The sequence below is a fragment of the Rhodococcus sp. DK176 genome (assembly GCF_038447315.2).
In the GTDB taxonomy this organism is placed as follows: Bacteria; Actinomycetota; Actinomycetes; order Mycobacteriales; family Mycobacteriaceae; genus Rhodococcus_F; species Rhodococcus_F jostii_A.
Genome location: NZ_CP118321.2, coordinates 1,838,424 through 1,859,916, shown reverse-complemented (window position 1 = coordinate 1,859,916; position 21,493 = coordinate 1,838,424). Strand labels below are relative to the sequence as shown.

The window sequence follows — 21,493 nt, the reverse complement described above, 5'->3', positions numbered from 1 at the left end:
TATCGCGGAAAGGGGAACCGTCATGAGCCGACATTCCGTCGTCGGACTGCACGTCGATGCCGCAGTCGTCACCGAACTGCTCGACCCGAGGCAGCCGGCGCGGCGAGAAGAGTTCGGGCGCGGCATCGACGAGTCGGGAATCGACTTCGTCGTTCTCGGCGGTGACCGCCTGGACGCTGGGCAGTCGAGTCACGCGACGATCGATGCGACCGTGGCCGCCACCGTCCTGGCTCGCCACACGACGTCGGTCGGACTGGTGGTGGCCGGTGCTCCCGTCCGCGATCACCCGTTCAATCTCGCGCGCCGCCTCGGCTCGCTCGATCACGGATCCCACGGCAGGGCCGGATGGCTGATCGGTTCGGGCCCGGTGGACGCCGCGGTCGATGCCGTGTCGGTCGTCCGGAAGTTGTGGGAGAGCTGGCCGGCCGACAGCATCGTCGACGACGCCGAGCGTGGCATCTTCGCGGAATCCGAGCGGATCGTCTACATCGATCATGCGGGTACGTTCTCCGTGTCGGGCCCGCTCAACGTCCCCGAGCCACCGCAACGCAAGCCGCCCGTGTTCTGGCGCCCCGCGAACGAGGCCGAACTGGTGGCGGCGCGGCGCACGGCCGACGCCGTGATCCTCGCGGACGAGGATGCGGTGCGCCGCTATCGAGCGCACTTCGACCCCGATGCCGCCCGTGACCAGGTGGTACTGACCGACCGGCACTGGGCGCCCGGCGGCGGTTCCACGCTGGCGACGGAGGCCGACGGTGTGGTCTTCCGAGGGGCCACCACGGCAACCCTGCCCGCCCTGCTCGACGCGGTGCGGCGGGAGCCGATCCTCCAGGACCCGCGGCGCACCCTGCGTGACCGCCTGGGCTTGCAGACGGCGGAGACCGTACTGTCCGGCGGCCGCAGCGCCTTCCCGGTCAGCTGAGCATTCCACCGAAGACAGGAGATTCACCATGACAGCGGTATCCGAGGCCCCCGCGCCGGAGGCGGTGCGTCCACCTGCCCGCGGCTCCGCCGAGCTGGCGGCCGTGATCGCCGAGATCGCCGAGGACGCCGCGCGGCGGCGCACCCGTGGCGGGACCGAGGGCCCGCGACGGGCCGTCGAGTTGATCCGCGAACACCGGCTCGGGGCCGTGCGGGTGCCGCGGGAACACGGCGGCGGTGGTTACACCTTGCAGGATCTCTTCGATCTGGTGATCGACCTCGCCGAGGCCGATCCCGATGTGCCACACATCGTCCGGGTCCACTACGCGTTCGTCGAGGAAGTGCTGCGGGCCCCACGCACGGAGCGCAAGGACGCATGGTTGCCGGAGATCCTCTCGGGCACACTGTTCGGTGGCGCGTCGTCGGAACTGAGCACCCGCGCCGTCGGCTCCTACAGCTTCGAATCCACTCTGACACCGGATCCCGGCGGATACCGCCTGAACGGGGTCAAGTTCTACAGCACCGGTTCGCTGTACTCCGATTTCATCCGGGTCTCCGCCAACCTCCCGGACGGCAAGGTGCTCAGCGCCATCGTTCCCGCCGACCGGGCCGGGATCGTCCACAAGGACGACTGGGACGGAATCGGCCAGCGCCACACCGGCAGCGGGACGACGGTGTTCGAGAACGTCGCCGTCGAGGAGTCCGAGACGCTGCCGTTCCGCGGTGGCGACGAGGAGACCCGGCCGCGGCAGGCGCTTCCCCAGTTGTATCTGCACGCGATCGCGGCGGGCATCCTCCGCACCGTCACGACCGAGTCCGCCGAGCTGATCCGCGGCCGCAAGCGCAACTTCGTGTTTGCAGTCGCCGAAGAACCACGGCACGACCCGCAGTTGCTCGAGATCGTCGGAACCCTCTCGGCGGCTGCCTTCGCGGCGGAGTCCGTGGTCCGGGCGGCCGCCGCAGCACAGGATGTGGCCGCGGACGTCGCGCGCACCTCCGGCGTCGACACGAGGCTCGAGCAGGAGGCCGCGGTACTGGCCGCCAAGGTGAAGGTGGCCATCGAGGACATCGCGCTCCGGGCGGCCACCCGGCTGTTCGAGGTCGGCGGCGCCTCGGCCACCCGGGAGTCGGCGCACCTGGACAGGCACTGGCGCAACCTGCGAACCCTGTTCTCCCACAACCCGACGGTGTACAAGGCGCGGGTGATCGGCGACCTCGTGGTCAACGAGACCCCGCTTCCCGACACCGGATTCTTCTGATTCGGAAGGCACTGCCGTGAGTAGATCCCGACGCCAACTGGTGCTCAACGTGAACGTCCTCGACGTGGGAATCGCCCCCGGAGCGTGGACGCTCGACGACGTGCACGCGCACTCGTTCGTCGACCTCGATCACTTCACCAGGATCGCGCAGATCGCCGAGCGTGGCACCCTCGACGCGTTCTTCCTCGCCGACGGTCCCGGCTTCTGGGAGAACCCCCGGGTGAAGCCGACCCGGGCGCTGGAACCGTCGGTGATCCTGGCGGCCGTGGCGACGGCCACCGAGAACCTGGGCCTGATCGGGACCGCCTCCACCACGTTCAACGACCCGCGCGATCTCGCCGAACGCTTCCTGTCCCTCGACTACCTGAGCGGCGGCCGGGTGGCGTGGAACGTGGTCACCACGTATTCGCCGACGGTCGCAGCCAATTTCGGATTCGACCAGATTCCGGACCGCGACTACCGCTATCGCCGTGCCGAGGCGTTCGTCGGTGTGGTGACCGCGCTGTGGGAGAGCGCCCGGAGCGGTGTCCCGGTGTCTCATCACAGCGAATTCTTCGACGTCGACGGCGTGCTGCAGGTGCCGCCGTCGGAGCAGGGGCAGCCGCCGCTCATCCAGGCGGGCGGGTCACCCGCCGGGCGTGACCTCGCCGGCCGCACCGCACACGGCGTCTTCTCCGCGGAGCTGACGCTCGACGCCGGGCGCAGACACTACAAGCACGTCAAGGACGTGGCGCGGGCGGCCGGCCGCAACCCCGACGACGTGAAGATCCTGCCCGGGCTGATCACGGTCATCGGCTCGACCGAAGCGGAGGCCGTCGCGCGACACGAACAGCTCCGCGCCCACGTCCCGGCGAAGTTCGGCTGGGACCGGCTGAGTCTGACCCTCGGAGTCCCGCTCGCGGAACTCGACCTAGACCAGCCGATCCCGGCGTCGCTGCTGGACGGGCCGCCCGACCCGTCGACGTTCGCGGGTTCCCTCGGGTTCCGCGAATCAGTGGTCGGGCTGGCGCGCGAGCGGAATCTGACCGTGGCCCAGCTTCTTCGCGAGTTGGACGGCGGTGGCGGGCACCGCGCCGTGATCGGCACACCGGATCAGGTGGCCGACACCATCGAGGCGTGGTTCCGTGCCGAGGCGGCCGACGGATTCAACCTGATGCCCGACGCGTTGCCGTCCGGACTCGACACCTTCGTCGACGAAGTGGTGCCCCTGCTCCGCAAGCGGGGGCTCTTCCGTCACGAATACGCGGAGAAGACCCTGCGTGAGCGCTTCGCGGTGCCGCTTCCCGAGTACGGCGCCGCACGCTCGGCCTGAGTTCGTTCAGACGGTAAGGAGGGGCTCGTGACGTCACCGCGGTCGGGCTCGCAGGCGGTGGAACGGGCGATCGCGGTACTCGCCTGCTTCGAGGGGGCGACCGACCTGACCGTCAGCGCGCTCGCCGCCCGCACCGGGTTGGCCGTCAGCACCGCGTATCGCATCGTGCAGGCCCTCGTCCGCGGCGGATTACTCGAGCGTGACGAGCGGACCGACTGCTATCGGGTGGGGCCGAGCCTGATCTCCCTCGCCCTGCCGTCGCTGGGGCGGCTCGACGCCGAATCGTTCGCCCCTCACCTGTATTCGCTCGCCGCGCGTGTGAAGCTGACGACCAGTCTCGGGGTCGCGAAGGACGACGTCGCGGTCACCGTCTTCTCGGCGCGCCCACCCGAACGGTTCTGCACGCATCAGCTGCCCGGGGCACGTCAACCGCTGCAGAGCAGCGCGATGGGGATGGCGATCCTGGCGTTCGGGACGGCGTCCGCACGTCGAAGCAGTTCGGTGACGGCGTCCTCCGACCTCGAACGGGTCCGGCGGCTGGGGTACGCCGCGGCCTTCTCCTCGGAGAACCGGGACATCCTCGCCGTCGCGGTTCCCGTTCTCGACCCCGAGGGACGGCCCCGCGGCGCATTGGGGGTCCAGGCGCTGCGCCGGCGACTCACCGACGAACTGGTGCGGGAGATCGTGCCGCCGATGCGCGGCGTCGCGGCGCGGATCGGTGCGGGGGCCGGAACCGCATTTCCCGCGTTCCGGTAGGGAAAAACTCAGGGTGAACCTTTTTCGCATTGTGAAAATACCGTTGTAGCAACGTGGTTCGGAATTCGATGATGATCGCGACGTATCGATTCAGCCCGAAACCAGGAGTACTCATGACACTCACCACCGCCGCGCCCGCCGACTCGGATCAGACCGCCGACACCGCGCTCGAGGTCCGTCCCGTCGCCGGGCACATCGGCGCCGAGATCTCCGGAATCGACCTCCGGAAAGAGCTGGCCGACAACGAGGTAGCGCAGGTACGCGACGCCCTGCACCGCTACAAGGTCCTCTTCTTCCGCGACCAGGAGATCGGGCACGCCGAACAGATCGCGTTCTCGCGGAAGTTCGGTGACGTGACACCGTCGCACCCGTACGACGACGAAGCCCCCGAAGGTTTCCCGCAGATCCTCGCCGTCGACAGCCGCAAGTACGAGAAGCGCTTCGGGCGCAAGAAGTACAGCTACGACAACAAGTGGCACACCGATGTCACCGCGCTGATCAATCCGCCTGCCGGCACGATCCTGCGCGCCCACATCGTCCCGGAGCAGGGCGGCGACACCCAGTGGACGAACCTCGTCGCCGCGTACGAGGGTCTGCCGGACTCGTTGAAGAACCTCGTCGACGGTCTCCGCGCCGAGCACCGGTTCGGCGGACGGCACCCGCAGTGGGCCGAGGACAGCAGCTACGCCCAGAAGACGCGGGAGAACCCGCTCGTCACCGAACACCCGGTGGTCCGTGTGCACCCGGTGACGGGGGAGCGGGCACTGTTCGTCACGCCCGGTTTCACCAGCCGGATCGTCGGCGTCTCGCCGTCGCAGAGCGACCGCCTGCTGGACCTGCTGTTCGCCGAGGTGACGAATCCCGCCTACACGGTGCGGTTCCGCTGGGCGCCGGGCAGCCTCGCGTTCTGGGACAACCGTGCCACCGCCCACCTCGCGCCCACCGACCTCGACCACCTCGACGTCACCCGCGTCCTGTACCGCACCACCCTCGAGGGCGACGTTCCCGTCGGCCCCGACGGCAAGGAGTCCACGTCCATCGCCGGTGCGGCGTTCCGCGGCGAGAAGTAGGCGGCTTCGCCGCCCGTGCGCGGTTAGCGAGTCTCTGGACTCGTCAGCCACTCACAGAACCAAGGAGACAACAGAAATGACAGTTATCGACGACCGTCCCGGTGTCGTCACCGAGCTCCGGATCGCTCCCGTCGCCGGCTATATCGGCGCGGAGGTCAGCGGTGTGGATCTTGCGGGTGACCTGGACGAGGCCGCCGCCGCACGACTGCGGCAGGCATTGCTCGACCACAAGGTGCTGTTCTTCCGCGACCAGCCTCTCGACCACGCGGCGCAGATCCGGTTCTCCCGACACTTCGGCAAGGTGACACCCGCCCACCCGTACGACTACAACGCCCCCGAGGGCTACCCGGAAATCCTGGAGGTGGACAGCCGCAAGTACGCGGCCCGCGGCGGTGCCCGCAAATACAGCTATGCGAACTTCTGGCACACCGACGTCTCGGCGCTGGTGAACCCGCCGGCGATCACCTTCCTCCGATCGGAGCTGGTGCCGGACGTCGGGGGCGACACCGCCTGGACCAATCTCGCTGCGGCGTATGCCAACCTGCCGGAATCGTTGAAGACGTTCGTGGACGGCCTGCGCGCCGAGCACCGCTTCGGGGGACGGCAGAAGCGATGGGAGGCGGGCAGTGATGCCGAGCAGAACGTCACCACCAAGCCGATCGTGACGGAGCATCCGGTGGTCCGGGTGCATCCCGAAACCGGTGAGCGCGGGCTCTTCGTCACCCCCGGTTTCACGAGCCGGATCCTCGGTGTCTCCCCGGCGCAGAGCGACCGGATTCTCGACCTGCTGTTCGAGGAGGTCACGAACCCGGCCTACACCGTCCGGGTTCGCTGGCAGAACAACAGCATCGGGGTGTGGGACAACCGCATCACCGCGCACCTCGCGCCGGCGGATCTCGACCACCTCGACGTCGTTCGGGTTCTCTACCGCACCACCGTCGAAGGTGATGTTCCGGTCGGCGTCGACGGTCAGCCGTCGCGGTCGGTGGTCGGCAGCGCGTTCCACGGCGCCGACTGAGCCACGGGAGACGACATGAGGGCTGAGTTGCCGATCGGGTTGCGCGGCAACAGATCGATCGTTGCGGCGGTGTTGGGCACCGCCGTGGCGCTGGTGGTGGCCGCATGTGGTGGGTCGGCGTTCGGCGGGGGCACCACGGCGGACGGCAAGACGGTGCTGCGGTACGAGGGCAGCCCGGCCAGTGTCACCTTCCCGGAACTCGCGGAGGACCTCGGCTACTTCGAGAAGGTGCAGCTGGAGTGGCAGGGCGACACGACGAGTGGACCGCAGAGCATTCAGTCGGCGGCCACCGGAGACACCGATTTCGGGTCCGCGTTCAACGGCGCCATCGCGAAACTCGTCGACGCCGGGGCGCCGCTGACCGGGGTCGTGTCGGTGTACGGTTCGGACGGCGACACCGAGGCCGACAGCTTCAACGGCTACTACGTCCTCGAGGGCAGCCCCATCCGGACGGCCCGTGATCTGATCGGCAAGAAGGTGGGTATCAACACCCTCGGCGCCTACCACGAGTACGTCATCAAGGAATGGCTGTTTCGTGCCGGACTGACCGACGACGAGATCAACCAGGTCGAGCTGACCGTCGTGCCCCCGAACAACACGGAACAGGCACTGCGGTCGGGACAGATCGACGTGGGGAATCTCGGCGGGATCGTGAAGGATGCCGCGCTCGGCCGGGGCGGGTTGACGCCGCTGTTCACGGATGTCGATCTCACCGGACCGTTGGGGATCGGGTCGGTGGTGTTCCGGAACGACTTCATCGCGAAGAACGAGGAGGCGACCCGCGACTTCGTGCAGGGTGTCGCGCGTGCCGTGCGATGGACGCAGACGGTCCCGAAGGAGGAGGTGGTCGACCGGTTCGTGAAGATCGTTGAGGGGCGTGGGCGGAACGAGTCCACGGAGTTCGTCCGGCAGTGGAAGAGTGCCGGCGTGCCCGCGCCCGGGGGAGTGATCGCCCCTGGGGAGTTCCAGATCTGGATCGACCAGGGCGTGCGGTTGGGGGTGCTGAAACCCGGGGGCGCGGCGGCGGAGGACCTCTTCACGAACGAGTACAACCCGTACGCGTAGGCGGCTTCGCCGCCCGTGCGCGGTTAGCGAGTCTCTGGACTCGTCAACCGCTCACGGGCCGCGGAGTGCCCGGCGGAGGGTATCGGCGAACGTGGTGGGGTCGTGAATCAGCCAGCCGTGGCCGCCCGTCACGGTGAGGACGGGCGGATTGCGGAGTGCCTTCCGCATCGACTCGAAGCTGGCGAGCGGAATCGTCCGGTCCCCGCGACCCCAGACGAGGGACACCGGTAGTCCCCGGTCGGCGAGGACGCCGAGTTCGTGGCGCAGGTCCGCCCGCCTGGCCAGGTGTGCGGTGCGCCAGACCGCACCCGGATCCCGCAGCGTATTGGGCAGGAAGCCGTTGACGAGCGACGCCGCCGTGTGGGCGATGGTCCGGATCGACAGTGCCTCACCCAGGGCCGACGCGCCCCAATCCCACAGCGGCCTCTCGCCGATGGGCCGTATTCCCCAGCCGTCGGACGACCAGGCGCCACCGCCCACGGAGTTGACGAGCACCAGGCGCGCGACCCGCTCCGGAAGGTCATGGGCAGCCTGAATGGCGACGCCCCCGCCGAAGGAGTGGCCGATCAGTGTGATCGGTTCGCTGATTCCCGCCTCGTCCAGGAACCGTCCCAGCCAGGCCGCGTAACCGGCGAAGGTCCGCGCCTCGGGCGGATGGTCGGGAGTTCCGCCGAAGCCGGGGAGTGTCGGAGTGAGGACGCGATGCCCGTGCTGGGCGAGCATCGACAGGCTGCGGCCGTACACCCGCGGGGTGAGCCCCCATCCGTGCAGGAAGACGACCGGTGAGCCGCGCCCCACGACGGTGAGGGTCGCGGCGTCCGCACCTGCGGGTACCCCGGAGATCTCGGGTTCTGAGTTCTGGATCAGTGACACGCCCAACAGCGTGGACGACGCGCATGCCTTCGGTAACGGGCCGAATTGCCTGAAGGCATACCTGTTTCTGGGGTTTCATGACGGACCGGTCGGTTCGAGATCTGATCGTTATATACCTGGATTGCGAAAACAGGTATGTGTATGGGCCATTCGGCCGTTGTCTGCCGAGTCCGTGACCGGGATGTTATCTAACGTCTCGTCCGAGCGGCACTGATGTCGCCGGAACCTCATGAATTGAAGGACTCAGCTCAATGGCCAAGCATAGATTGCGTCGGGGCAATCGTCTGCAGTTTTCGACCGGCGGTCTTCTGATCGCCGCCGGTGTGGGAGTGGGAGCGTTTCTGCTTCCCGTTGCTCCCGCTGCAGCGGAGCCGATCACGATCCCAGGGATTGGGACGTTCGAGGTACCAGGCGTGCCGCCAGTGCCTCCGGCTCCGGCTCCGGCTCCGAACCCAGCGCCCCTGCCGGGACCCCTGCCTGCCCCGCCGGCGTCGCCGTCCACCCACGGTGCGCAGGCTCTCGCGGCCGCCGAATCGAAGATCGGATCGCCCTACGTCTGGGGCGCCACCGGGCCGAATGCCTTCGATTGCTCGGGTCTGGTGCAGTGGGCGTACAAGCAGGCGGGCATCTCGGTACCCCGCACCACCTACGACCAGCTGAACGGTGGCGCGCCCGTCGACAAGGGGAGCCTGCAGCCGGGTGATCTCGTCCTGTTCAACGGGGCTAACCACGTCGGGCTCTACGCCGGGAACGGCACGGTCGTCCACGCGCCCACCGCCGGGCAGCCCGTGAAGCAGGCGCCCCTCGATTCGATGCCGTTCTACGCGGCGCGCCGGTACTGAGGCGGCTCCGCCGCCCGTGCGTGGTTAACGAGTCTCTGCACTCGCAAACCACGCACGGGGCGCGAAGCGCCCTACGAGTTGCGGATCAGATCCGACGCCCGCTCACCGATGAGGACGGAGGGTGCGTGGGTGTGCCCGCGGATGATGGCGGGCATGATCGACGCGTCGGCGACGCGCAGTTTGTCGACCCCGCGGACCCGCAGGTCGGGTGTGACGACGCTGGCGTCGTCGCTGCCCATGCGACATGTCCCGACCGGGTGGTACAGGGTGTGGGCATTCTCCTGCAGTGCCCGGGCGAGGATCTCGTCGAGTGGCGTGCTCGGCGTGACCGCCGGGCGAATCATGTTGCCGAGCCGCGACTTCAGTGCCGGGGCCGATGCGAGGGCATCGCATAGGCGCAGTCCTTCGAGCATCGCCTGCCGGTCGACTCCGCCGCTGTCGCTGAGGTAGCGGGGATCGATGATCGGCTTGGCGAGGGGATCCGCCGACCGCAGCGAGATCTCGCCTCGGCTCTCGGGTTTCACGAGGATGGTGCCGATCACCGCGGCGTGACCTGTTGCCGGGATGAGGCCCTCGTCGAAGAACGGCGCGGGCCCGAAGATCATCTCGAGGTCGGGCAGTGCCAGATCGTCCCGACTGCGCGTGAAGCCGTACGCCTCGGCCACATTCGACGTGAGCATGCCGCGGCGACGAGTCAGGTAGTTGAGCAGCTCGGGGATCTTCTCGGCGGCGAACAGCGAGTCCGAGTCGACGCTGTAGCCGAGGAACGACACCAGGTGATCGAGCAGATTCTTCCCGACCTCCGGTAGGTGCTGCTGCACCGCGATTCCGTGCTCACGCAACTGCGCCTCGTCGCCGATGCCCGACAGCATGAGGAGTTGCGGGGAGTTGATCGCCCCGCCGGCGAGGATCACTTCCTTCGCGGCGCGGACGGTGCGTCGCACCCCGTCCTTCTCGTACTCGACGCCGACGGCCGCGGTGCCCTCGAACAGCACCCGGGTGGCCTGGGCGCCGGTGAGGACGGTCAGATTCTTCCGTTTCAGCGCCGGCCGGAGGTAGGCGTCGGCGGTACTCCACCGGGCGCCCCGCTTCTGCGTGACCATGGTCTGTGAGAAGCCCTCGGGCCGAGTGGTGTTCGCCCGTTCGACGGGGTAGCCGGTCTCCTCGGCCGCCGCGAGGAACGACCCGGTGAGAGCGCGGGGGCTCCGCTGGTGCGAGACGACGATCGGTCCGCCGGTTCCGCTGTCGGCGTCCGACGCGTCCTGCACGTTCTCGATGCGGCGGAAGTACTTGACCACTTCCTTGAACGACCAGGAGTCGTCGCTGAGTTCGGCCCACTCGTCGTAGTCGGCGGCGAACCCGCGCACCCACATCATCGCGTTCATCGACGACGAGCCGCCGAGCATCTTGCCGCGCGGCCAGTAGATCGTCCGCCCGCCGAGCCCGGGTTGCAGCTCGGTCAGGTAGTCCCAATCCAACTCACTGCGAAACAGTTTCGAGAATGCGGCGGGGATGTGCGCGAACTTGTCCTTGTCCTCACCGCCGGCCTCGAGGACCACGACCTCGCTGCCGGAGTCGGCGCTGAGCCGGTCGGCCAGCACGGCACCTGCCGAACCCGACCCCACGATCACGTAGTCGGCCACAGACAGTTCCTGATTCATCGTTCATCTCCACTTCGACGAGGGTGAGGGATCGAGGACATGCAGCCTCATCCACGCAGCGCGGACGCGAAGATCGCCGGCAGCCGGGTCCATGAGGGTGCACCGGCAAATCCTGTCAGCAATCGGCCGGTCGTGGCGGCGGTTCGGTTGGTGACGAACCACGGGGGCTTGGGCGAGATGGACATCTCACGGTTCAGGATCGACCGCGGCGACGGGCGGAACGGGCCCCGGACGACGGTGCGCTCCGGCCGGTCGATGAGGAGGGCGTTGTGCACCACGCCGATGCCGCTCTGGACGTCGTCGAGGGTGTGGCCGGGGAAGGCTCCCCAGGTCGCGGTGGCGGTGAGGTACCCGACGCCGGTCCACGCGTTGACGGCGATGGTCCCGTAGCGGAGGCTCTCGAGCAGTGAGTCGAACTCCGCGCCCAGCTCGCGGATGGTCTGCGGTGCGGCGACGATGTTGACTCCGAGGGTGCCGATGAAGTCCTCGTTCACGAGGTCGGCGGCGTGTGCCGCGAACTCGGCGCCTCCGTGGGGTAGGTCGATCACGCCGAGCACCGGAGCGAAGTACTCGGTCTGCAGGAGCGGGGCGTAGGCGCCGGGCTCGAGATCGGTGACGAGGACGCGTCCACCGTTCTCGCCCAGGCGTGCGGCGGTGGGGAACGACGCGGTGGCGCCGGCGACCCGGGAGTCGCTGCCGGGGTAGTACGCGGCGCGGTCCGGTGCCGTGTCGAGGGCCTCTTTCAGGGCGGCCACGAACTCGTCGCGCTGCTTCCACTCGGACGACACGACCACGGCCTGCGCCGCGACGCAGTTGTAGCCGCCATTATGGAGTCGTTGCGTCGCAATGTGTTCGGCCTGAAATTTGATGTCGGCGCGGCTCCACTCACCGGGCAACACGATGGTGGGGGACACACCGCCGAGTTCGCTGGAGATGGCCTTGCCGAGGATGGGCTCGTTCGCCGCCTTGCGCCGTGCACCCTCCTCGCCGGTGCCGAACACGATCGCGTCGTGGGTGAGCGCGCTGCCCGTCATGTGCACGTGGTCGACGAGGTCGTGGTGCACCAGATACGTCCCGACCTCCGCACCGCCGGTCAGCAACCGGACCGCGCCGATGGAGATGAGCGGTTCGAGGACACGCGTCAGCACGGGCAGCAGGCGGTCGGTGATGGGGTTGAGCTTGAGTGCGACGACGCGATTGTGCGCGATCAGTTCGTACAGGGTGTCGAGCGGGGCGATCGAGGTGATGTTGCCGGCGCCCAGAACCACGCCGATGCCCTGAGTCCGCGACGGGTCGCGCTGGGCGAGGCCGGCGTCGCGCTGTGCCGTCGCACGATCGATTCCCGGCTGCAGCCACACGTCCGCGCTGAATCCGCTGAGCAGCAGCTTGTCGAAGATGTTCAGGGGCAGCGCTTTGACGGTGGTGCGGCCGCCGGGGGCGGTGCCGAACGTGGCGCCGTCCAGCGGACTGGTCCCGGATTCGAGTTTCGCCAGGCTCGCCGACAGCGCCGCGGTGCCTGTGGCCAGCGGGTACGGTCCGGACATCCATTCCTCGCCGACCAGCGGCGACTTGGGGTCCAGTCCTTTGATCGCGACCGCGGCGTCCACCCAGTCGGCGGCGTGCTGCACGGTGAGGTCGTGCACCTTGTCGAGGAGTTTCCTGCGATCGGCGAGGGAGAGGTCGGCCCAGGTCTTCTCGCCCTCGGCGAGGTCGGCGAGGGCGGCGTCGACCTCCGGATGTGGGGAGGCCGCGCCGGGGGTGGGGGAGGTGGCCTCGGGTTCTGAAGTGCTCACTGTGGACAGCTCCGCTCGAGTCGAGTACATGAAGGACCGCGCCGCAGAAACGAAAAACTACTGTGGCGTAGAACACTGATTCTCGTCCCAGTTCCGGGCGTCGCGCCATAGGCAGCGGCTGTCAATGTGAACATGCGGGCTATGCCGTCGCACAAAAAGGGTATGGCGCGGACCACGCCCGGTGGATAGTCTTGCCGGATGACTGTCAGCTCGGATGTCGCGCCGTCGCCCACCGATCTTCTCGGATCGATGCTGGAGTCCGTGGACCAGCTGTCCGAGCGACTCGTCTCGCGCATCCTGTCGGCCGAGCACGGCTATGTGGAGGCGACCCTCCTCACTCCAGAGCAGTTGTACGCGGCGTGCGTCGACAATCTGACGGCGATGCTGGGCAACCTCGCGGGCAGTGCGCCGATCCGGCTCGAGGCGGCGCGCGCGGCCGGACAGTTGAAGGCCGAACAGGGTGTGCCGCTCGCGGCGCTACTCCACGCGTTCCGGCTCGGCGGCCGCCTGATCTGGGACGAACTGATGGATCGCTCGGAGGGCCGCGCCACCAACGCGCTGCTCGACATGGCCGCCCAGGTGTGGGCGCTCGTCGACGACTATTCGGACAGCGCAGCGGAGGCATACCGGGAGACCGCCGACCTGCGCGCCCGCGAGGACGCCGAGTCGCGGGGCCGGCTGATCAGAACCCTGTTCGGTGACCACGCGGCCAACCCGGCCGGTGCCGCCGACGCGCTCCGCACGTTCCGGATTCCGGAGAACAGCACGTTTCTCGTCGTGTCCGTCGAAGCGGCGGCCTCTCCGTCCGCCGCGGACGTCGTGCAGTCGGACCTCCGCGGTGTGGGTGTCGACTCGGTGTGGGACACGGAGGTCGACGGCCGGATCGGACTGCTGTGGGCCGCCACCGCCGACGTACTCGATTCCGCGTTGGACCTCCTCGGCCGCACCGGGCACGGACGGATCGGGGTCAGCTCGGTGTTCGGACGTCCCGGCGGGACGAGCCGGGCCGTCGAGCAGGCACGGATCGCGCGTCGCTGCGCCGGACACGGCGGATGCACCCCCACCCGTTACGAGTCGGTGCCGGTGTCGCTGCTGCTGGTCAGCGTTCCCGACGCCGGCAAGCTGGCGTCGAACCAGATCCTCGGACCGGTGCTGGCGCTGCCCGCCGAGGAACAGGAGAGCCTGCTCGCCACTCTCGACGCGTGGTTCTCCTGTCGCGGATCCACCACCGCGGCGGCCACCCGACTGCACTACCACCGCAACACCGTCCTGTACCGGCTGCGCAGAATCCACACCCTCACGGGACGCGACTTCTCCGACCCCATCGACGCCGCCGAACTGTACGTCGGTCTGCGGGCGCACCAGCTGCTCGGTGCGTGACCTGAGCGGCACCCGCTCGGCTCGGTGAATCCGGCCCCCGCGCCCGCCCGAGGGCCGACAATATGTGTGGGTCGGCCGTCGTCCGCTCGGGTGTGCCGAGCAGTGGGGCAGTGCAATGGGATTCATCATCGGATTCGCACCGTGGATCGTCTACTGGATCCTGGTGGGCAACACGGGATTCGTCGCTGCCGTCGCGATCGCGTTCGGTATCGCGGCGATTGGCCAGGTGCTGCAACGGTTACGGGGCCAGCGGTGGCGGACCCTCGAGGTCGGCACCGTCGCCGTTTTCGCGCTGCTGCTGATCGCGGCACTCACCCTGGACGACGCCGTCCTCGAACGCTGGCTTCAGCCGCTCAGCAACTTCGGGTTGTTCGCGATCGCGGCGGTGGGCGTCGTGATCGGGCGGCCCTTCGTGCGCGAGTACGCGACGGCATCCGTGGACGCCCGGACGGCGGCGAGCGGCGGCTTCCGGTACATCACCACGGCCATGACGTGGATGTGGGTGGCCGCGTTCGGACTGATGACAGTGTTCTCGCTGATCCCGCCGATCGTCGACGGCGACGCCACCATGCGCGACGCAGGTGACACCCTGTCCGTCGTCTGCTACTGGGTGCTGCCGTTCACCCTCATGGGCATCGCGGGGCTGGTGTCCGCGGTATTTCCCGGATGGTTCGAGAAGCGGTCGCAGCTGCTGGAGACGCAATCTTCGGCGGAGCCGGCGGTCGCCGAGCAGCCCGCGCCGGCCGCGGACGTGTCGGCGGGGTCCCTTGAACTCGACGTTCCGGCGTCGTCGCGTCACGACGAGGCGTTCTCGCTGATCGTCCGCGGCGCCCGGCCCGGATCGTCGGTGACCGTCCGCACCACCGGGACCGACCTGTTCGGTGGGCAGTGGCGGTCCGAGGCCACGTTCACCGTCCCGGCCGATGGAATCGTCGACGTCGCCGGACAGGTTCCGGACCACGGTGATTGGGACGTGGCGGACGCCGACGCCCCGCTGTGGGCCATGCGTTTCGTGTCCGAAGACCGGGTACCCGACCTCTTCGTACCGCCGCCCGCCGCCTGGCTGGTCACCGTCGAGGCGATTACTCCGGACGGAACGTCGCGGCGGACGGTGACGCGTCACGTGAGCGCCCCCGGAGTGTCCGTCCGCTCCCTCGAAGTCGGCGGCCGGCCCGCCCTGCTCGCACTGCCCGCCGGCGACGCGCCGAGCGGCGGGTGGCCGGGCGTCGCCTGCTTCGGCGGCTCGGAGGGCGGCGTCGACTCCCAACGTTCCACCATCGGGATGCTCGCCGCCAACGGGTACGCCGCACTGGCCTATTCGTGGGTGGACGAATCGACCACCGACGCGACGCTGGTGAACATTCCGCTCGAGCGGTTCGCGTCTGCGGTCGAGGCGCTGGGAGCGCAGCCGTCGGTGGACGCGAACCGGCTGACCGCGATGGCCATTTCGCGCGGCGCGGAGGGACTGTTGGCCTCCGCCTGCGTCGGCGACCTCCCCGTCGCCGGGCTGATCCTGGTCAGTCCGAGTTCGGTGTCGTGGCAGGCGATCGGCCCCGACGGCGAGATCGCCGCCACCCCGTCGTGGACGTGGAACGGCGGGCCCGTGCCGTGGGCGCCGTTGCCGGGTGGGGCGCTGATGCCGCAGCTGATCCGCAACGCGTGGCGGGCGCACCACGATGTCACCGCGCACCGGCCGAGCCTGCTGCGCCTGGGTGCCGCCTACCGGGCCGGGCTCCCGGCCGCACCGGCCGAGGCGACGCTGCGGGCCGAACAGGCGACCGCGTCGGTGCTGTGTCTGACCGGCGCCGACGACCAGTTGTGGCCGTCGGACGAGATGGCCACGGCACTTCTCGGGCGTCGATCCGACACCCGCGACGAGCACCGGACGTTCGACGGCGCCGGCCACCTCCTCCGCCTCGGAATGTTCCCCGCCGACGCGCAGTGGACCGGCGGCATCGCGTTCGGTGGCGGGGGCGCAGGTCAGGGCCGGGCGCAGCGCGAAGCGGTGCACAGCGTGCTCGGCTTCCTCGCGCGGACCACCGCGGTGGCGAGGGCCTGATGCGCCGCGCAGAGGGCGGCTTCGGCCACACGGACCGCATCGTCGGCTCGATCGTCGACATGGCCGGGGTGTCCCGGGCGAAAGTATTTCCGATCTCGAGACTGGATTCCTTCGTCGACTCCGGTGCTGGAGCATCGCCGAGCTGGAATGTGTTCTGCGTCGACGACCATCTCGCGTTCACGCCGTCCTTCTCCGTCGTGGGCGACCTCCGTCTGCGTATCGACGGTGACGACGTGCGAGATCTGGGCAACGGCACGTATTGGGCGCCGGCGTGCCTGACCGAGCAGGACGGGACGCCGTCGCTCGCCTGCACCCGGGGTGCGCTGCGGCAGGTGTCGACGCGGTTGGCGGAATCCGGACTGACCGCGCGGATCGGTCACGAGATCGAGTTCACCCTCTTCGACGCGGCGACCGCCGAAGAATGGTCCGCCTACGGCCTCAATGCTGTTCTCGCGCAGGATGAATTCTTCGATCATCTGCTCGCTGCGGCGTCGACGGCCGCGCTACCGATCGAACAGGTCCACGCCGAGGCGGGGCTGAACCAGTTCGAGGTGTCGCTCGCCCCCGCGGATCCTGTCACGGCGGCCGACAACGCGGTGCTTGCCCGCGCCGTGATCGGCCGGGTCGCGCGTGCCCAGGGGCTGCGGGCGTCGTTCTCACCCATGCCCGTCGCGGGAGGGGCGGGAAACGGCGCCCACCAGCACGTGTCGATCGCCGAGGGTGACCTGCCGATCCTGTCGGGAGGCCCGGGCCAGTACGGGCTGACTCCCGCCGGTGGAGCGGCGATCGCCGGGATTCTGCGGGCGCTACCCGAGTTCACGGCCGTTCTCGCCGGGTCGGCGCTGTCGCACCTGCGGTTGCGCCCGGGCATGTGGTCGGGGGTGTTCCGCTGCTGGGGCCTGGAAAACCGGGAGGCCGCCGTCCGCCTCTGCGCGGACACCGCCGGGAACCCGCACGGCGCGAACGTCGAGATCAAACCCATCGACTCGTCCGCGAACCCATATCTGAGCAGCGCCGCCATTCTCGGCGCCGCCCACGACGGCATCGGCGCTGGGCTTCCCCTCCCGGACGAGGTGTCGGTCGACCCGGCGGAACTGACCGGCGCCCACGCCGTCGATCTCCTCCCGACCCAGCCGTCCGACGTGCTCGGAATGTTCGAGTCGTCGGCGCTCGCGGGGGATCTGTTCGGGCCGCTGATCATGGAGGCGCTCGCGGCGGTCACGGGGTACGAGCTCGCCGAATACCGGGACAAACCGGTCGACGAGGTCGCACAGCGCTTCCGGTACGCGTGGACGTCGTAGTCAGTTGCGGATCATCGCCAGCGCGGTGCGCAGTCCGCGCCGCTTCCCGGTCGCAGGATCGACCCCGAACACTTCCTTCATCCCACCCCGAATGCGGAATCGGAGTTCCGACGCCGTCTCCGGTGCGTCGTCCGCGGACGCCGACAGGAAGCGGTTGGGCAGGGCGAGCTTGAAGATGGTGCGGAGGGTGAGCCCGTACTGGTGCGGGAGCGAACCCGTCGTGTAGGGGAGGTCGTACTTGTCGCACAGTTCCCGCATCTTCACACCGATCTCGGCGTAGCGGTTGCTGGGCAGGTCGGGGAACGCGTGGTGCTCGATCTGGTAGCAGAGGTTGCCGCTCATGAACGCCAGCACCGGGCCGGCGTTGAAGTTGGCGGAGCCCAGCATCTGCCGCAGGTACCACTCGGCCTTGGTCTCCTTCTCGAACTCCTCCTTGGTGAACTTCTCGGCACCGTCCGGGAAGTGACCGCAGAAGATCACGCCGTAGGCCCACAGGTTGCGGATCACGTTGGCGGTGATGTTCGCCGTCAGCGTGCTCTTCCATGCCGGGCCGGTGAGCGCCGGGAACACCACATAGTCCTTGCCTACCTGCCGCGCGATCTTGCGTCCCACCTCCTTCGCGTTGCGGAGGGTTTCGGCGCGGTCGTAGTCGCCGCGCCGGATGCTCGCCACGTCCAGGTGGTGTAGCGCGACACCCCACTCGAACAGCAACGCCAGCAGGACGTTGTAGAACGGCTGCGCCAGGTACACCGGCGACCACTTCTGGTCCCGGGTCATACGCAGGATCCCGTAACCGACGTCGCTGTCGAGACCCACGATGTTGGTGAACTTGTGATGGACGTAGTTGTGAGAGTGCTTCCACCCAGACGACGGACACGTGTTGTCCCACTCCCAGTTCGACGAGTGGATCTCGGGATCGTTCATCCAATCCCATTGACCGTGAATGACATTGTGGCCGAGTTCCATGTTCTCGATGATCTTCGCCGCACCCATCAAGGCGGTACCCAGGATCCACGCAGGTCTCTTCCGGCTACCGAACAGGACGACCCTGCCCGCGATCGCCAGCGACCGCTGCAGTTTGATCGTCCGGTCGATGTACCGCGCGTCGCGGGCGCCGCGGGACTCTTCGATGTCTGCCCGGATCGCATCGAGTTCCGCGCCCAGCGCCTCCACATCCGCATCGGTGAGGTGGCTGTACTCCTTGATATCGGTGATGGCCATCTGGTCTCGATACCCGGTTCACCCGATTCTCAATCAGCGAATCCGCCGAACCGTTGCGCAACCGTGTTGTGGTCACACGTCCGTGTGACGGCGTCCGCTATTGTCTCCACGGTCGCCGAGCGTGTCGGTGACCCGGATCCGGGGGTGGATCTCGATGCGGCTATCAGGGGGAGATGTCGATGTCAGAGGGCGATATGACATGGCCGGAGAGTGTCATTGCGTCGCTGGACGGGACCGGTGCGACGCAGCCTCCCCTGGCCGCCGTCCCCGGGCTGCCGCCGGTGCTCGGTGGACCGGACGTCGCGGTCGTCAAGGTCGATCCCGACATGCTGCGGGCGATGGCCACCGCGCTCGGCGCCATTGCGCGTGAGGTCGAGGCGTTGGGCGGCCGGCGGAGCTTCGAGCACGCGGTCCGGGCCGTCGAGGGGTCCGACACCGCGGCGGCATGCAAGGACGCCGGCGACATCCTCGCGTCCGCGCTCGGAGTCGCGGCCAGTCGCATCGACGAGATGGCGTTCATCGCGGGTGACGGGGCCGAGAACTACGAGGTCACCGACACCTCATTCGCGTCGCAGCTGTCGGCGATGGGGGAGCTGTGATTCCGCGTAGGTCGCAACTGCATGTGTGGAACCCGCAGGACCTGACACTGGCGGGCGAGGAAATCGGACGGACCGCCGACGACACGCGGAGCCGGGCGGACGACGTCCAGCGTGCTGTCGCGGATCTGGGCCGACATGACGACTGGCGCGGTCCGGCGCAGGCGGCCGCCGAGCAGCGGGCGAACAGTGAGCGCACGGAAATCCGCAGGCTCGCAGATGATCTGGAGGATCTATCGAACGCGCTTGCGGGCGGGGCAGATCGCCTCGGGCATGCGCGGGACTACGTCGCCACCGTGATCGACAAGGCGGCAACCGACGGATTCACCGTCTCAGACGACTGGCAGATCGTCAGCCCGCCGAAGACGATGAGCGAGACCGAAGCTGCCGAGCGTGCCGAGCTGATGGAGTACTGGCGCAGCCAACTCGGTGGAGCGCTGACGGAACTCGACACTGCCGACCGGGACATGGCGACGGCGATCCGGGACGCGCTCGGGGCCGTGGCGGCGAGTGCCCCGGCGGCCGCAGGCCTGTCGGGGCACGAGGGCACCGCGCTGGGTGAGCAGGTCGCGCGGGGTGGTTCCGACATCGCACAGGACGTCCTTGACCGTGTTGCCCGGGAGATCGTGGCCGCAGGGCTCACTCCCGCACAAGTGCAGACGCTGGCCGACGGTGGCAAGGTCACCGATCTGCCACAGGGAACGATCGATTTCCTGCAACAGTTCTATACGGCGGCCGGCAAGGAAGGGTTCCTCGCACTGTCCGAGCAGTACAGCGCGAACGGCCGCACCGAGGCCGCGAGCGCGCTGTCCAACGGCCTCGTCGTGGTGTCGAACTACAACATCGGTAGTGCCAGCGGCGACGTCGGCGGCCAGAGCCACATTCCGGACAGCCTTCGAGGACTGTTCGAGGGCCCGGTGACGTCGGCCGGCAACCTGATGAAGGGCGCGCACGACGCCCCGCAACCGTCTGTGGTCGTCAACAACGGAGATGACCTGGCACGATTCACCAAGGCGTTCGGTCTCGCGAACCCGGGCGTTCAGCAGGGCAGTGAGCTGAGCGAGAGCCTCCTCTCCCGTGCCGGCGAGATCGCCTCGGCCACCAACGACAAGAGTCTCCTCATCGGGGACTCCTTCGACCACAACGCGCTGGGCCGCGACGGCGTCGACACCCTCCTGCAGGACATGGTCGGCGTCGGTGGCCGCGACCATGCCGCCGTCCACAACATCCTGTCCGGTGAAGGCATGCCGGCCGACTACAACCGCGACGACGTCATCATGCCCCTGCTCCAACGTGATTGGACCGACGGAGGCGAACAGAACGTCGCCGGGATGTTCGACTGGATCGCCGACGACGCCAGGCCCTCCGATCCATCCGATCCCGGCGAAATATTCCGGTCGACACAAGCCGGGGAATCGGCATTCGGCCTCGCACAAATCCTCGCCGCGAAAGACGCCGAGCTACTCGACATCCCCGGGATGAACGGGCAGGCAATCGGTGAGGTGAACCCCGAAATCACGCGGGCGTTGGGCACAACGCTCGCGCCGTACATCGGCAACATGGTGGGGGTGCCCGAGTCCTTCACGGGAACCAACTCTTTCACCGGCCTGACGGGCCATGAGTACCTCCGACTCGAGGATGCGCCGAGAATATTCTCGGTGATCGATTCCAACGCCGACGGTGCCTCGTATTTCAATGCGCACGCCTTGGGGCTGTCTGCTCAGTTGGAGCAGGCGTGGGCTGTCGACGGCCAGACACCGCAGAACCCCCACTACCAATACGGGACGTGGGCAGGCAATCTTCAGGGCGTTGTGGACAAGGGGCTCGACCTCGAGTTCGCCGACCGACTCGGCGACGAAACATCCCAGAACGCTGCTGGTTTCGAGAGCAAGGGAGTTGCATACGACACCATCAGGACAGTGATCAGCAAAGGCGTCGAATTCATTCCTGTAGCAGGCCCTCTGATTTCGAGTGGTATCGATCTGGCCGACCCGTCATTCAAGAGCGCGGTCATGGGTTCAATACCGGACAGCACACTTCAGGCGAATACAGACTTCGCCGACAACGCGTTGTTGGTGAATCAGTACTACCAGATTGCGCTTGGCCTTCAGGCCACAAATGGCGGAGCACTGGATCCATACTCAGGACTCGACCCATTCCGAGACGGCACCGACGGGCCACTCCTTCCATACGATGAAATTGCGGAGGATAACCCGTACCAGAGGCTCCCTCTCTTGCAGTCGGGCCTGGCCGGATACATGGCGGACTCGGGAATGACGGGGCTGGGCAACTTTATTGATGCGTTGAATGCCGGCCGTCACCAAGTGAAAGACATGAGGTACGCGCAGTGAGGCGTCTGGTCTTCC

Annotated in this window: 17 protein-coding genes; 13 read left to right on the top strand and 4 right to left on the bottom strand. The window is 68.1% G+C overall.

All coding sequences use genetic code 11. From position 1 onward, the window contains the following. The first annotated feature begins 22 nt into the window (after positions 1 to 22). The 7 genes from PSR88_RS08785 to PSR88_RS08755 all read left to right on the top strand — a co-directional run bounded on the left by PSR88_RS08785 (position 23) and on the right by PSR88_RS08755 (position 7,401). Complete coding sequence (locus tag PSR88_RS08785) at positions 23 to 922, top strand: LLM class flavin-dependent oxidoreductase (RefSeq protein ID WP_011594668.1); 900 nt, start codon at positions 23 to 25, stop codon at positions 920 to 922. A 28-nt stretch (positions 923 to 950) separates the two neighbouring features. Then, the gene (locus PSR88_RS08780) at positions 951 to 2,180 is read left to right on the top strand and encodes an acyl-CoA dehydrogenase family protein (protein ID WP_016882945.1); all 1,230 of its coding nucleotides are present in this window, start codon (positions 951 to 953) and stop codon (positions 2,178 to 2,180) included. Between the two features lie 16 nt (positions 2,181 to 2,196). Then, positions 2,197 to 3,492 (top strand): LLM class flavin-dependent oxidoreductase, encoded by a 1,296-nt coding sequence (locus PSR88_RS08775; protein ID WP_029539415.1) that lies wholly within the window; start codon positions 2,197 to 2,199, stop codon positions 3,490 to 3,492. A gap of 27 nt (positions 3,493 to 3,519) precedes the next feature. After that, entirely contained in the window at positions 3,520 to 4,248 is a 729-nt protein-coding gene (locus PSR88_RS08770; protein ID WP_011594665.1) for an IclR family transcriptional regulator, read from the top strand. 113 nt (positions 4,249 to 4,361) lie between these two features. Continuing rightward, the gene (locus PSR88_RS08765; protein WP_016882947.1) at positions 4,362 to 5,318 is read left to right on the top strand and encodes a TauD/TfdA dioxygenase family protein; all 957 of its coding nucleotides are present in this window, start codon (positions 4,362 to 4,364) and stop codon (positions 5,316 to 5,318) included. Between the two features lie 76 nt (positions 5,319 to 5,394). Beyond that, complete coding sequence (locus PSR88_RS08760; RefSeq protein ID WP_016882948.1) at positions 5,395 to 6,336, top strand: TauD/TfdA dioxygenase family protein; 942 nt, start codon at positions 5,395 to 5,397, stop codon at positions 6,334 to 6,336. Positions 6,337 to 6,351: 15 nt separating this feature from the next. Further along, positions 6,352 to 7,401 carry an ABC transporter substrate-binding protein gene (locus PSR88_RS08755; RefSeq protein WP_037197136.1) on the top strand — a complete coding sequence of 350 codons (1,050 nt, stop codon included), beginning with the start codon at positions 6,352 to 6,354 and terminating at the stop codon, positions 7,399 to 7,401. Positions 7,402 to 7,452: 51 nt separating this feature from the next. Here PSR88_RS08755 and PSR88_RS08750 read toward each other — a convergent pair whose 3' ends face one another. Then, positions 7,453 to 8,280, bottom strand: a complete 828-nt coding sequence (locus tag PSR88_RS08750) for an alpha/beta fold hydrolase (RefSeq protein WP_029539416.1) — start codon at positions 8,278 to 8,280, stop codon at positions 7,453 to 7,455. A 245-nt stretch (positions 8,281 to 8,525) separates the two neighbouring features. On the opposite strand from PSR88_RS08750, the gene PSR88_RS08745 reads away from it, so the two are divergent. Continuing rightward, complete coding sequence (locus PSR88_RS08745; protein WP_016882951.1) at positions 8,526 to 9,116, top strand: C40 family peptidase; 591 nt, start codon at positions 8,526 to 8,528, stop codon at positions 9,114 to 9,116. 71 nt (positions 9,117 to 9,187) lie between these two features. Here the strand turns inward: PSR88_RS08745 and PSR88_RS08740 are convergent, their stop codons facing one another. Both PSR88_RS08740 and PSR88_RS08735 read right to left on the bottom strand, forming a co-directional pair. Further along, positions 9,188 to 10,777 (bottom strand): GMC family oxidoreductase, encoded by a 1,590-nt coding sequence (locus PSR88_RS08740; protein ID WP_016882952.1) that lies wholly within the window; start codon positions 10,775 to 10,777, stop codon positions 9,188 to 9,190. Positions 10,778 to 10,824: 47 nt separating this feature from the next. Then, complete coding sequence (locus tag PSR88_RS08735; RefSeq protein ID WP_011594659.1) at positions 10,825 to 12,570, bottom strand: aldehyde dehydrogenase family protein; 1,746 nt, start codon at positions 12,568 to 12,570, stop codon at positions 10,825 to 10,827. 198 nt (positions 12,571 to 12,768) lie between these two features. Between PSR88_RS08735 and PSR88_RS08730 the strand changes: the two genes are divergently transcribed. The 3 genes from PSR88_RS08730 to PSR88_RS08720 all read left to right on the top strand — a co-directional run bounded on the left by PSR88_RS08730 (position 12,769) and on the right by PSR88_RS08720 (position 17,310). Further along, positions 12,769 to 13,950, top strand: coding sequence for a PucR family transcriptional regulator (locus PSR88_RS08730; protein WP_016882953.1), 1,182 nt, complete (start codon positions 12,769 to 12,771; stop codon positions 13,948 to 13,950). Between the two features lie 115 nt (positions 13,951 to 14,065). Then, complete coding sequence (locus PSR88_RS08725) at positions 14,066 to 16,009, top strand: acyl-CoA thioesterase/bile acid-CoA:amino acid N-acyltransferase family protein (protein WP_016882954.1); 1,944 nt, start codon at positions 14,066 to 14,068, stop codon at positions 16,007 to 16,009. Further along, complete coding sequence (locus tag PSR88_RS08720; RefSeq protein ID WP_016882955.1) at positions 16,009 to 17,310, top strand: glutamine synthetase family protein; 1,302 nt, start codon at positions 16,009 to 16,011, stop codon at positions 17,308 to 17,310. The genes PSR88_RS08725 and PSR88_RS08720 overlap by 1 nt, the downstream gene beginning before the upstream one ends. Here the strand turns inward: PSR88_RS08720 and PSR88_RS08715 are convergent, their stop codons facing one another. Continuing rightward, a complete protein-coding gene (locus PSR88_RS08715) occupies positions 17,311 to 18,531 on the bottom strand; it encodes a fatty acid desaturase family protein (RefSeq protein WP_007300454.1) in 1,221 nt (406 codons plus the stop codon). It lies immediately after the preceding gene. 173 nt (positions 18,532 to 18,704) lie between these two features. On the opposite strand from PSR88_RS08715, the gene PSR88_RS08710 reads away from it, so the two are divergent. Together PSR88_RS08710 and PSR88_RS08705 are read left to right on the top strand one after the other, a co-directional pair. Further along, a complete protein-coding gene (locus tag PSR88_RS08710; protein ID WP_016882956.1) occupies positions 18,705 to 19,130 on the top strand; it encodes a hypothetical protein in 426 nt (141 codons plus the stop codon). Then, positions 19,127 to 21,478: a WXG100 family type VII secretion target gene (locus tag PSR88_RS08705; protein WP_016882957.1), complete on the top strand. Its 2,352-nt coding sequence runs from the start codon at positions 19,127 to 19,129 to the stop codon at positions 21,476 to 21,478. Before PSR88_RS08710 ends, PSR88_RS08705 begins: the two co-directional genes overlap by 4 nt. The last annotated feature ends 15 nt before the right edge of the window (positions 21,479 to 21,493 follow it).

Bases quoted from the DNA above. Each gene is read 5' to 3' on its own strand.
- PSR88_RS08785 (WP_011594668.1), top strand. From the start codon at position 23: ATGAGCCGACATTCCGTCGTCGGACTGCACGTCGATGCCGCAGTCGTC.
- PSR88_RS08780 (WP_016882945.1), top strand. From the start codon at position 951: ATGACAGCGGTATCCGAGGCCCCCGCGCCGGAGGCGGTGCGTCCACCT.
- PSR88_RS08765 (WP_016882947.1), top strand. From the start codon at position 4,362: ATGACACTCACCACCGCCGCGCCCGCCGACTCGGATCAGACCGCCGAC.
- PSR88_RS08760 (WP_016882948.1), top strand. From the start codon at position 5,395: ATGACAGTTATCGACGACCGTCCCGGTGTCGTCACCGAGCTCCGGATC.
- PSR88_RS08755 (WP_037197136.1), top strand. From the start codon at position 6,352: ATGAGGGCTGAGTTGCCGATCGGGTTGCGCGGCAACAGATCGATCGTT.
- PSR88_RS08745 (WP_016882951.1), top strand. From the start codon at position 8,526: ATGGCCAAGCATAGATTGCGTCGGGGCAATCGTCTGCAGTTTTCGACC.
- PSR88_RS08740 (WP_016882952.1), bottom strand. From the start codon at position 10,777: ATGAATCAGGAACTGTCTGTGGCCGACTACGTGATCGTGGGGTCGGGT.
- PSR88_RS08730 (WP_016882953.1), top strand. From the start codon at position 12,769: ATGACTGTCAGCTCGGATGTCGCGCCGTCGCCCACCGATCTTCTCGGA.
- PSR88_RS08725 (WP_016882954.1), top strand. From the start codon at position 14,066: ATGGGATTCATCATCGGATTCGCACCGTGGATCGTCTACTGGATCCTG.
- PSR88_RS08720 (WP_016882955.1), top strand. From the start codon at position 16,009: ATGCGCCGCGCAGAGGGCGGCTTCGGCCACACGGACCGCATCGTCGGC.
- PSR88_RS08715 (WP_007300454.1), bottom strand. From the start codon at position 18,531: ATGGCCATCACCGATATCAAGGAGTACAGCCACCTCACCGATGCGGAT.
- PSR88_RS08710 (WP_016882956.1), top strand. From the start codon at position 18,705: ATGTCGATGTCAGAGGGCGATATGACATGGCCGGAGAGTGTCATTGCG.